Consider the following 12,630-nt stretch of genomic DNA (forward strand, 5'->3'; position numbering starts at 1 on the left):
CCGGGCTAAGGCCCGCCGATCATGACCAACCAGCGCGACTATCGAGCCACCGTCTTCCTGCCGAAGACCGATTTCCCGATGAAGGCCGGACTCCCCCAGAAGGAGCCGGGTATTCTTGCGCGCTGGCAGGAGGAAGACATTTACGGTCAGGTGCGCGCCGCGCGCGCGGGCCGTGAAAAGTTCATCCTCCACGATGGCCCGCCCTATGCCAATGGCGACATGCATATTGGCCATGCCCTCAACCATATCCTCAAGGACATGGTCGTGCGCACCCAGACCCTCTTGGGCAAGGACGCGCCCTATGTTCCGGGCTGGGACTGCCACGGGCTGCCCATCGAATGGAAGGTCGAGGAAGAATACCGCAAGAAGAAGAAGAACAAGGACGAGGTTCCCCCCAAGGAATTCCGCGCCGAATGCCGCGCCTATGCCCAGAAGTGGGTGGACGTGCAGCGCGAGCAGTTGAAGCGCCTTGGCATCAACGCGGCCTGGGATCGCCCGTACCTGACGATGGATTTTCAGGCCGAGGCGACCATCGTTGGCGAACTTTTGAAGTTTGCCGAGAGCGGCCAGCTCTATCGCGGCGCCAAGCCGGTGATGTGGAGCCCGGTCGAAAAGACCGCGCTGGCCGAGGCCGAAGTGGAATACGAGGACATCGTTTCCACCCAGATCGACGTGGCCTTTGAAATCACCGCGTCTGCCGTGCCCGAACTGGTCGGCGCCTATGCGGTGATCTGGACGACGACCCCGTGGACGATCCCCGTCAACCAGGCGCTCGCCTATGGGCCCGAGGTTGACTACGTGCTGGTGGCCGTGGGCGACAAGCGCGTGCTGCTCGCCGCCCCGCTCGCGGGCGAAGCGGCCAAGCGCTATGGCGTCGAACTGGCCGCCCCGCTGTGGGAGGGCAAGGGCGCGGATCTGGCCGGCACCATCGCGCGCCATCCGATGCACGCGCTGGGCGGCTTCTTTGCCGAGCCGCGCCCGCTGCTTGCGGGTGATTTCGTCACCACCGAAAGCGGTACCGGCCTTGTCCACATGGCGCCCGACCATGGCGAGGACGACTTCGCGCTGTGCAAGGCCCATGGCATCGAGCCCAAGTTCGCCGTGATGGGCGATGGCAAGTATCGCGAGGACTGGGGCTGGCTCGGCGGTCAGGGCAGCGTGATCAACCCCAAGTTCAATGCGCCCGATGGGCCGATCTGTTCGGCGCTGGCCGAAGTGGGCGCTCTGCTGGCGGCGAGCGCCGACTACAAGCATTCCTACCCGCATTCGTGGCGCTCGAAGGCCAAGGTGATCTTCCGCTGCACGCCCCAGTGGTTCGTGCCGATGGATCAGGCCCGCGAGGGCGGCACCTTGCGCGAAAAGGCCGTTAAGGCGATCGCGGATACGCGCTTCGTCCCCGAAAAGGGCCGCAACCGCATCGGCGCGATGGTGGAGGGGCGCCCGGACTGGGTGCTTTCGCGCCAGCGCGCCTGGGGCGTGCCGATCACCCTGTTCGTCAATCGCCAGACCGGCCAGTATCTGGCTGACCCCGAAGTCAACGCCCGCATCATCGCGGGCGTGCGCGCCGAGGGTGTCGACGCGTGGGACGACGAGCGCGCGCAGGACTATCTGGGCGAGGCCTACAAGCTCGACGACTACGAGCGCGTGACCGACATTCTCGATGTCTGGTTCGATTCGGGTTCGACCCATGCTTTCGTGCTCGAATCGGGCCGCTGGCCCGAGCTGAGCTGGCCTGCCAACCTCTATCTTGAAGGCTCGGACCAGCATCGCGGCTGGTTCCAGTCCTCGCTGCTCGAAAGCTGCGCCACGCGCGGTCGCGCGCCCTATGACGCCATCCTGACCCACGGCTTCACGATGGACGCCAAGGGCATGAAGATGTCGAAGAGCCTGGGCAACACGATCAGCCCGCTCGACCTCATGCGCGACTATGGTGCCGACATTTTGCGTCTGTGGGCGCTCTCGGTCGATTTCACCGAGGACCACCGCATCGGCAAGGAGATCCTGGCGGGCGTTGCCGACCAGTATCGCAAGCTGCGCAACACGTTCCGCTATCTGCTGGGCGCGCTCGACGGCTTTGGCGAGGACGAGCGCCTGCCCGTGGCCGAGATGCCCGAGCTGGAACAGTACATGCTGGCCCGCCTGAACGGGCTCGACGCCACGCTGCGCCAGGCCGTCGCGGACTTCGATTTCAATACGTATGTCCGCGCGCTCAGCGAGTTCTGCAACGAAGACCTCTCGGCCTTCTTCTTCGATATCCGCAAGGACAGCCTCTATTGCGACGCGCCCGCCGATCCCCGGCGCCGTGCCTATCGCACCGTGCTCGACACGCTGTTCCATGCCCTCGTGCGCTATGCCGCGCCGGTCATGGTCTTCACGGCGGAAGAAGTCTGGCAGAGCCGTTATGCCGGGGCTTCGGTCCACTTGCTCGAATGGCCCGAGCTTCCCGCCGTCAGCGTCGACGGGACGCAGTGGGATGCGCTGCGCGCGCTGCGCACGAGCGTCAACGAGGCGATCGAGCCGCTGCGCCGCGAAAAGGTGCTGGGTTCGGGCCTCGAAGCGCGGGTGACGGTGCCCGCCGATGCGCCCGAAGCGCCCGCCAGCATCGCGGGCGGTCTGGCCGAACTGTTCATCACTGCCGCCGTCGTGCGCGGGGAGAGCCTTGGCGTCGAGCGCACGCAGGACGCCAAGTGTGGCCGTTGCTGGCGCCACCTGCCCGAAGTGTCGGAAGACGGCGCGCTGTGTGGCCGCTGCGAGGACGTGGTGGCCGCGCAGGATGAGGCGGCTGCATGAGCCTGCTGACCCGTGAGCGCCTGATCGGCTTCGCGCTGGCGCTGGTCACGTTCGGGCTGGACCGTGGGGTCAAGGCCTGGGTGGCCGGGCCCCTCGCGCTGGCCGAGCGCGGGCCGATTGCGGTGACCGGGTTCTTCAACTTGCGCTGGACGCAGAATCTGGGCGTTTCGCTCGGTCTGTTCAGCGCGAGTTCGAGCGAGGGCAAGCTGGCGCTGCTGGCGATGACCGGGCTTCTGGCGCTGGGTGTCTTCGTGTGGATGATGCGCGAAAAGGTGCAGGGCGAACTGCTCGCGCTGGCGCTCGTGCTGGGCGGGGCGCTGGGCAATATCTATGACCGGTTCATGCGCGGCTATGTGATCGACTATGCCGATCTGCATTTTGGCGAATGGCGTCCGTTCCTCATTTTCAATCTGGCCGACGTGGCCATCTCTCTGGGCGTGCTGATCCTGCTTGCCCGCTCGCTGATTTCGCGCGAAAAGCCCGCATCGGGCATGCCCAGCCCTTCGGAGACCCATTGATGCGCAAAGCCGTTGCCCTCGCCACTCTCGTTTCGGCCGGGAGCCTGCTGGCTGCGTGCAGCACGAACAGTTCGCTGTTCAACCATGCGCGTCCCGACGAATTCGCGGTGAGCCGTCAGGCCCCGCTGGTGGTTCCGCCCGATTTTTCGCTGGTTCCGCCCAACCCCGGCGCACCGCGCCCGCAGGACGTGGATTCCTCGCGTCAGGCGCTCGATGTCCTGTTCGGCGGGCCGGCCCCGCGCAGCGCGATCGAGACCGACACGCTGGGCAAGGCGGGCGCATCGGCGGCTGCCATCCGCAGCACCGTGGGCGATCCGCAGACCAGGACCATCGCCAAGGGTTCGCAGGTCCGCGATATTCTCGCCGCCCCGCAGGGGGATGGCGCCGAAGCGCACGCCTCGATTCCGGGCTGACCCTTTTGGGCTGATCCCGGATGGGGCCTCGCGCCCGATTTGTCAGCTTTTGTTTCCTGAAAGCCCGCCGGTGATCCCGGCGGGCTTTCTTCATCGTGCGTTTATGTGCGCGATGGCCTCAATGGGGGCACGAGAAAGGCCGCTTGCGCCTTCCCAATGAAACGTTATATCATTTCAGAATTGACCGAGGGCCATGCTTGGCCCGGTGCATCGGCGCGTGGATGGCGCGGGTGCGCCGGGGGCCAGTTTGGGTGCCAGTGTGGGTGGTCATGGAGGAGATTTCTTGATGCGTTCGATTTTGATGCGGGGCTGTGCGTCGCTGGCCGTCGTGGTGGCTGTCGCCGCTGTTCCCGGCCTTGCTCTGGCCGACAGCCCGGCGCCTGCTGATGCGGGCTCCGATGTGCCGGTTCACACCGGGCCTGCCGCCGCGCCGATCGTGGTGACGGCCACGCCCTTTGGCCACACCACCGACGAAACGCCCACGATCTCCGTCCACATCGATGCCGAGCAGATCTCGCGCGCGGGCGGCGCCAGCATCGCCGATGCGCTGCGCGACACGCCGGGGATCTCGGTCAGCGGCTTTGCCACCGGGGCCAGCCGCCCGATCATTCGCGGCATGGATGCCACCCGCGTCCGCCTGCTCGAAGATGGCACCTCCAGCTCCGACGTCTCGGACATCGGGCCTGACCACGGCATTCCCATCGATCCGCTCTCGGCCCGCTCGATCGAGGTCGTGCGCGGGGCGGCCACGTTGCGCTATGGCAGCCAGGCCATCGGCGGCGTGGTCAACACGATCAACAACCGCGTGCCGATGAGCCTGCCCAAGGAGACGATCTCGGCAGAGGCCAGCTCGTCGTACACGACCGTCAACAAGGGCGCCGAAGTGGCGGGGCTCGTCGATGGCAAGGCCGGGCAGTTCGCGCTCCATGCCGATGCCTTCTGGCGCACGACCGACAACTACGACACGCCCGACGGCACCCAGCAGAATTCGTGGTTCCACGGCTGGGGCGGCTCGCTGGGCGGGTCCTATTTCCTGGGCGATGGCAAGAGCCACATGGGGCTGGCGGTCACGCACTACGATTCGCAATATGGCGTGCCGAGCGACACCACCTACATCGACATGCGCCAGACCAAGGTGATGAGCCGCAACAGCTTCGATCTGGGCACCGGCCTGCTCAAGGCGCTGACGCTCGACGGCTCCTATGGCGATTACAAGCACTCGGAAAAGAATCCCGACGGCTCGATCAACTCTACCTTCAAGAACAAGGAATGGAACGGGCGCGGCGAGCTGCTGTTCAACGCGCTCGGGCCGGTGCGCAACACGGCGCTGGGCGTCGAATATATCAACCGCAAGTTCCAGGGGCTGGGCGAGGCGACCGACTACCTGTCGCCGGCCACCAACGAATCGATTGCCGGCTACCTGTTCAGCGAGATCCAGCTCGCCTCGCGCTTCCATGTCGAGGCCAGTGGCCGTGTCGAACATGCCCACATCACCGGCACTCCGGCCGACGACCGCTTTACCTCGCGCGATTTCACGCCGCTGAGCGGGGCCATCGGCGCGCTCTACGAGCCGATCACCGGGGTCAAGCTGGGCCTCAACTTTTCGAGCACGGGCCGCGCGCCCGCGCTTACCGAACTGTTCGCGCGCGGCGCCCACGATGGCCCGCAGACGTTCGAGATGGGCGATGCGAACCTCAAGGTCGAGCGCGCCAATTCGCTTGAGGCGAGCCTGCGCGTACACGAGGGCGGTTTCCGCCTGACCGGTTCGATCTACTCGACGTGGTTCCGCAACTATATCTATGGCGACCTGACCGGGCGCACCTGCGACGATGCCGGGGTCTGCGCGGTGGGCGGCGATGGCGAATTGCGCGAGCTGTTCTATCGCCAGCAGGGCGCGCACTTCCGGGGCTTGGAAGGCCAGATCGAGCAGGTCCTGACCAAGACGGCCGAGGGTACGTTCTCGGCCAAGGTGCTGGGTGACTATACCCGCGCCACGCTCGACGATGGCAACAACGTGCCGCGCATCCCGCCCTATCGCGTGGGGGGCGGGTTCACCTGGGAAGGCCGCAAGATGGACGCGGGGATGACCCTCATCCACTATGGCCGACAGGACAAGGCCGGGCTCTTCGATACGCCCACGCCCGGCTACAATTCGCTGAGCATGAATCTGGCCTGGCGCCCGTTCACGCGCCGTCCGGGGGTCGAGTTCTCGGTGATCGGCCAGAACCTGACCGACGATACCCAGCGTCTGGCCACGGCCCTCAACAAGGATCTGGTGGTCATGCCCGGCCGGTCGGTCCGGTTCGTGATCAAGGTTGCCACACTCTAAAAATTCGATGGAATTGTGACAGTGCCGCGCGTCGGTGGCCCGTTCGGAAACGGGCTGCCGGCGCGTTTCTGTATCGGGCCTGTCGGGCGCGAAGGGCAATTTTTTCCAAATTATATATGGTCTTGTGCGTGAGTGACATGGCGCGCGCAGGGTCGAGAATACCCCTCCGGTTTTGTGACAGCGAATCACCCCTGATGTCACTGGGCTGCAATAATCGACCGATAGTGGCCCGCCTATCGGAAGACACCGGACATCAAACGATACGTGATGCCAAAAATCGGGTGGGGGCGAGACGGATCGCCTTCCCTCGTCTCGGAGGGTTAAGACGTGACATTCAAGAGGGCCATTCTCGCCATGCCGCTTCCGGCTGTGGCGCTGTTCCATGCCGGCATCGCGATGGCTGCTGATGCAGCACCTGCCGCTGCGGCAGACGCTGCCTCCGAAGCTGCTCCCGAAGCCGCCCAGGGCTCGCGTCTCGACGAAATCGTCGTGACCGCCACCAAGCGTGAAACCAACCTTCAGAAGACGCCGGTCGCCATTTCGGTGATCGACGACAAGATCATCGCTGATCGTCACATCCAGAGCCTGCTCGACCTGGCCGATGGTGGCGTCCCCTCGCTGCGCGTGGCCACCTTCGAAGCCCGCCAGTCGGCGCTGACCATCGGTATCCGCGGCATCGTGCCCTTCGACCAGAACCAGACCGCCCGCGACAGCGGCGTTGGTGTCTACATCGACGGCGTCTACCTCGCCCGTTCGCAGGGCCTGAACGCCGCCCTGTTCGACGTGCAGCGCATCGAAGTTCTCAAGGGGCCGCAGGGCACCCTGTTCGGCCGCAACACCGAAGGCGGCGCGCTTTCGATCGTGACGCGCGACCCGAGCGGCGTGTTCGGTGGCCGCGTGACCGCCGGCGTTGGCAACTACGGCAGCCACAACGTCGAAGGCCACATCGACCTTCCCGAATTCCACAACATCTCGATCAAGATCGACGGTGTGCACCAGCACCAGGATCCCACCGTGCTCAACCCGCTCGCGGGGCAGGCTGGCTGGAACCAGTACAACCGCACCGGTGGCCGCGTTTCGGCCAAGTGGGCGCCGATCCCGGCGTTCTCGGCCATCCTGACCTATGACAAGGCCAAGGACGAGAACACCCCGAACTACAGCCAGCTGATCAACTACAACCCCAAGAACCTGCCGGTTGCCACGCTGGCCCAGATCGCGGCCAACGGCAACAAGCTGCCCTCGGGCATGATCGCGCCGCTTTCGCCGCTGGTGGTGGTGAGCGGGGGTGACCGCATGCGCGTGGCCGACATCGGCGTGCCGCAGCAGCCCAGCGTCGACCGCACCGAAGGCACCTCGCTGCGCATGCACTACCAGCTTGCGCCGCACCTCGACTTGCGCTCGATCACCGCGTGGCGCACCGTCTCGACCGACCAGTGGGACAACTCGGGCGGCGCCCACCGCACCGTGTTCCTGCCCAACACCAACTTCAGCCGCTACAGCCTTTCCTACCTGAACCAGCGCCAGTTCAGCCAGGAACTCCAGCTGGTCGGCAGCTTCCCGCAGTTCGACTACGTTCTGGGTGGCTACTACTTCAACGAACGCGCCCAGGAACAGGCCTCGACGCCTTCGTCGAACCGCTGGAACGGGGACGGCACCGGCTACACGATCAACAGCGAAACGGTCGTCGGTCCGGTCACTTCGGGCAACCAGGGCTGGGCGATTGGCCAGCAGTTCCTCCAGCGCGCCAGCGTGGCCTATGCCAAGAGCTATGCCGCGTTCGGTCAGGTCACTTTCACGCCTGACTTCCTGGCCGACAAGTTCCACCTCACCGTCGGTGGCCGCTACACCAGTGATCGCCGCCACGGCACGCTCTACCTGGTTCAGGGCAAGGCCTCGAACTTCCTGTTCCGCGAGAACGTGAGCCGCTTCGACCCGCTGTTCGTGGCTGCCGTCGATGTGACCGACACCGTCAACGTCTACGCCAAGTACTCGACCGGCTACCGCGCCGGTGGCGCCAACGACCGCTCGCAGACGTTCAGCTCGTTCGGGCCCGAAGTGGTGCGTTCGTATGAAATCGGCAGCAAGATGGACCTCTTCGACCATCACGTCCGCCTGAACCTGGCCGGCTACATGATGGATCGCCGTGGCACCCAGACCGACTTCGACAACGTCGACATCAACCCGGCCAGCCCGACCTACAACCTCCACACCGAAGAAACCCGCAACGCGCCCGGCACGTCGCGCATCCGCGGTGTGGAAGCCGATATCACCGTGCGCCCGGTCGCCGGCCTGACGCTGGCGGGCTCGTATGCCTATACCTACACGCACATTCCGGCGACGGCGAACCCGTTCCTGAACAACGCGCTCTATCAGGTCTACACCGTCTATACGCCTGAGAACGCGGCTTCGGGCTCGATCGACTATGCCCTGCCGATCGGTCATGAAGGGGCCGAGGCGCGCCTGCACCTCGACGCCAACTATGCCTCGTCGCAGTACAGCTTCCAGAACGAACCGGTGAAGACCGACTCGAGCTTCGTGGTCAATGGCCGCATCTCGCTCGCTTCGGTGCCGATGAAGGGCGACACCAAGGCCACCTTCGGCTTCTGGGTGCGCAACCTGTTCGACACCACCTACATCTACCGTCGTTCGGCGGCGAACGCCTCGTCGCTGGGTGATTATGGCAACTTCAACCCGCCGCGTACGTTCGGTGGCGAAGTCCAGATCTCGTTCTGATCCTTACGCGGGTTTCCACCCTGCATCCTGGCGGGCCGTCTCTTTGGGAGGCGGCCCGTTTTTTTGCGTGGAGTGCGCACAGGCCGGGCGACCATGGCCAAACGGTAATGTTTTGATCACGCCCGAGGAAGCCGGTCTTGCGTAGACCGCTTTCGACGGTGGGCGACCCTGGATCCGTGACGTGACGGTCCCCTGTTTCGGTTCCGCCAAGTGCTGCCCACCGTCACCCCTGTTTCTTGTGTTAACTTCAAGTCTGTACCTGCCGCCCCCTACGCCCGAGGCGTCCGCCCCTCTTCCCTGATCGCATCTGATCTGCCAGAGGTCCGCGCACCGAGAGGCGCCCTGTCGACCATGCAGGGTCGGACAATGCAGGGCCGGACCATGCAGCCGGGATCTTTGGCCGTGTCACGCCCTATCTTTTTCGACCCCACCGGGCGCCGCCGTCGCTGGACGCGGCGCCTTGCTTTTGCTGTTCTGGCGGTTCTCGTCGCGATGTGCGTGGTCTTTGCGACCACGCTGGCGACCATCGTCCCGCGCGAACCGCTGGCGTTCGCGCAGGAGCGCCTCGCGCCGCTGCCGCTCAAGAGCCAGGTCAGCCGCCTGTCGCATCGCCTTGCCGCGCTGCTCGGGCGCCGGGCGGTCCTGCGTGGCGGTCAGCAGGCGGCCCCGATCACCATCGGTTTCTATCAGGCCGAAAGCGACGAGAGCGCGGGTGCGTTGCTGCGCCATGTCGGCCAGCTCGACTGGGTGGCCCCCACGCTGATGACCATCGACCATGGCGGGCACCTGACGGTGACCGACGATGCGCCCCTGCGCCGTATCGTGGCCGGGTCGATCCATCGCCCGCTTGTCGTGCCCGTGCTCCAGAACGTGAGCCCGAGCGGCTGGGATGGCGCGGGCACGGCCAGCGTGCTGGCCAATCCGGCGCGCCGCGCGGGGCTGGTCAAGGCCATCGACGCCGCGCTCGATACCTCGGGCGATGCCGGGGTGATGATCGACTTTGAAAACCTGCCCGATGCAGGCCTGCCCGCGCTGCGCCAGTTTGCCGCCGATCTTCATGCGCGCCTTGCCCCCAAGCACCGGCTGGTGGCGATCACCCTGCCGGTCGACAACCCGGCCTGGAGCCCGCGCGTCTTTGCCGCCGTGACCGACAAGGTCGTGCTGATGGCCTATGACGAACACTGGCAGGGCGGGGAGGCCGGACCGATCGCCTCGAACGGCTGGTTCGTCGACCATGTCACCGACGCGCTCAAGGGCGTGGCGCCGGGCAAGGTGGTGGTGGCGCTGGGCAACTATGCCTACGACTGGCACCAGGGCCATGCCGACGCGCTGACCGTCGAAGAAGCCTGGCTGGCTGCCCACGACAGCGGCACGGCGCCCGCGTGGGACAAGGCCAGCGGCAACACCGGCTTTGCCTATACCGACGATGCCGATGCCGACGCGGGCACCCCCGCGATCCGCCACGACGTGTGGATGATGGATGCGGCCACCAGCTGGAACCAGATGCAGATGCTGCGCCATCTGGGCGTGGGATCGGTCGCGCTGTGGCGGCTGGGCTCCGAAGACCCCGGCTTCTGGGACGTGCTCAAGGCCTGGCACGGCGGCGCACAGACCCCGCCCGACCTTTCGCGGATCACCCAGAGCAGCAATGTCGATGTCGAGGGCAATGGCGAGATCCTGCGCATCGATTCGACCCCCACCGCCGGCACGCGCAGCCTGGTCACCGACCGGCGCACCGGGCTGGGCCTGAGCATCGTCACCGACGAACACTATGCCAGCCTGCCCACGCCCTATGTCGTGCGGCGGACCGGCGACCGGCCCAAGCTTGTGGCGCTGACCTTCGACGACGGCCCCGATCCGACGTGGACGCCCCAGATTCTGGCCATCCTCGAAAAGTATCATGTTCCGGGCACGTTCTTCGTCATCGGCGAGAACGGGGTGGGCAATCGCGGCCTGTTGCGGCGCATGGTCGCCGATGGCGACGAGATCGGCAACCACAGCTACACCCATCCCAACATGGCCAACAGCACGCCGACCGGCATCAAGCTGGAGCTGAACGCCACCCAGCGCCTGATCGAGGCCTATACCGGCCGTTCGACCCGCCTGTTCCGCGCGCCCTATTTCGGTGACGCCGAGCCGACCACCGCCGACGAGCTCGACCCCGCGCTGGTCGCCCAGAAGCAGGGCTATACCATCGTCGGGCTCCATGCCGATCCGGGCGACTGGATGCGCCGCCCGGCCGATCAGGTCGTGCAGATCGCGGTCAGTGCCATCGAGAACAGCAATGCCGACCGCACGGCCAATGTCATCCTGCTTCACGATGGCGGGGGCGAGCGGTCGCAGACGGTGGCCGCGCTGCCCCGGATCATCGAGCAGTTGCAGGCCAAGGGCTATCGCTTCGTGCCGGTCTCGACGCTGGCAGGGATGCGCCGCGACGATGTCATGCCCGAAGTCAGCGGCTGGGATCTGGTCGCCGTGCGCGCCGACATCGGCATCTTCGCGGTCCTGGCCGCAGCCCTTTCGACGCTCAACTGGACGTTCTTCTTCGCCATCGCGCTGGGCACCTTGCGCGCGGTCGGCCTGACCGGGCTGGCGCTGTTCCCGCAGCGGCGCAAGGATCTGCCGTGGATCAACCGGGCGGCCGATCTGCCCCCCTATCTTCCGCGCGTGACGGTGATCATCCCGGCCTACAACGAGGAGCGCGTGATCGAGGCTTCGGTCCACCGCATCCTGGCCAGTGATTATCCCGAACTCGACGTGATTGTCGCCGACGACGGCTCGAAGGACCGCACGAGCGCCATCGTCGCGCAGGCCTTCGGACAGGAGCCGCGCGTGCGGCTGATGACCCTGACCAACGGGGGCAAGGCCAGCGCGCTCAACCGCGCCCTTGCCGCTGCCGACGGGGAAATCATCGTCGCCCTCGACGCCGATACCCAGTTCGAGCCGCAGACCATCGGCAAGCTCGTGCGCTGGTTCGAGAAGCCCGAAATCGGCGCGGTGGCGGGCAATGCCAAAGTCGGCAACCGGGTCAACCTCGTCACCCGCTGGCAGGCGGTCGAATATGTGACCGCGCAGAACATCGAACGCCGCGCGCTCACCCGCTTCGACGCGATCATGGTCGTGCCCGGCGCGGTGGGGGCATGGCGCCGCGAGGCGCTTAATGACGTGGGCGGCTACCCGGAAGACACGCTGGCCGAGGATCAGGACCTGACCATCGCGATCCAGCGCGAAGGCTGGAAGATCGCCTACGACGAGGACGCCGTGGCCTGGACCGAGGCCCCAGAAACCCTGCGCGCGCTGGGCAAGCAGCGTTTCCGCTGGGCCTTCGGCACGCTTCAGTGCCTGTGGAAGCACCGGGTGATCATGGCCCGCCAGCGCCCCTCGGGCCTTGCCTTCGTGGGCATGCCGCAGGCCTGGCTGTTCCAGATCGCCTTTGCCATCGCCTCGCCGCTGATCGATCTGGCGCTGGGCATCTCGATTGTGGGCACCATCGTGCGCGTGCTCCAGCACGGCTGGGCCCAGACCGAGACGGATGTCTTGCGCATGGGCGCCTACTGGCTGGGCTTCACCCTGATCGATCTGGCCTGCGGCCTCGTCGCCTTCCGCCTCGACGTGCGCGAAAAGCGGTTGCCCGCACTGCTCCTGCTCAGCCAGCGCTTCGTCTATCGCCAGCTCATGTACGGCGTGGTCATCCGCGCCGTGAGCGCGGCGCTGGCAGGCCTTGGCATCGGCTGGGGCAAGCTCGAACGCACCGGCCGCGTGAGCACGCCGGGCGCCGGAGCGGGGACGGGCGGGCGTCCGGGCGCCTGATCGGGCGCCCCCGACCATTCAGGGGGCCGCTCAGGGC

6 protein-coding genes are annotated in these 12,630 nt (G+C 66.1%); all 6 read left to right on the forward strand.

Features of this window, described 5'->3' with window-relative positions:
* Positions 1-21: 21 nt before the first annotated feature.
* The gene (gene ileS, locus SBI20_RS11825) at positions 22-2,790 is read left to right on the forward strand and encodes an isoleucine--tRNA ligase (RefSeq protein ID WP_317975217.1); all 2,769 of its coding nucleotides are present in this window, start codon (positions 22-24) and stop codon (positions 2,788-2,790) included.
* Positions 2,787-3,308 carry a signal peptidase II gene (gene lspA / locus SBI20_RS11830; RefSeq protein WP_317975218.1) on the forward strand — a complete coding sequence of 174 codons (522 nt, stop codon included), beginning with the start codon at positions 2,787-2,789 and terminating at the stop codon, positions 3,306-3,308. The genes ileS and lspA overlap by 4 nt, the downstream gene beginning before the upstream one ends.
* A complete protein-coding gene (locus SBI20_RS11835; protein WP_317975219.1) occupies positions 3,308-3,721 on the forward strand; it encodes a DUF3035 domain-containing protein in 414 nt (137 codons plus the stop codon). Before lspA ends, SBI20_RS11835 begins: the two co-directional genes overlap by 1 nt.
* Before the next feature lie 286 nt (positions 3,722-4,007).
* Positions 4,008-6,050 carry a TonB-dependent receptor gene (locus SBI20_RS11840; RefSeq protein WP_317975220.1) on the forward strand — a complete coding sequence of 681 codons (2,043 nt, stop codon included), beginning with the start codon at positions 4,008-4,010 and terminating at the stop codon, positions 6,048-6,050.
* A gap of 354 nt (positions 6,051-6,404) precedes the next feature.
* Complete coding sequence (locus SBI20_RS11845; protein ID WP_317976121.1) at positions 6,405-8,783, forward strand: TonB-dependent receptor; 2,379 nt, start codon at positions 6,405-6,407, stop codon at positions 8,781-8,783.
* A 402-nt stretch (positions 8,784-9,185) separates the two neighbouring features.
* Positions 9,186-12,593 carry a glycosyltransferase gene (locus SBI20_RS11850; RefSeq protein ID WP_317975221.1) on the forward strand — a complete coding sequence of 1,136 codons (3,408 nt, stop codon included), beginning with the start codon at positions 9,186-9,188 and terminating at the stop codon, positions 12,591-12,593.
* The last annotated feature ends 37 nt before the right edge of the window (positions 12,594-12,630 follow it).

The organism is Novosphingobium sp. IK01, assembly GCF_033242265.1.
Taxonomy (GTDB): Bacteria; Pseudomonadota; Alphaproteobacteria; order Sphingomonadales; family Sphingomonadaceae; genus Novosphingobium; species Novosphingobium pituita.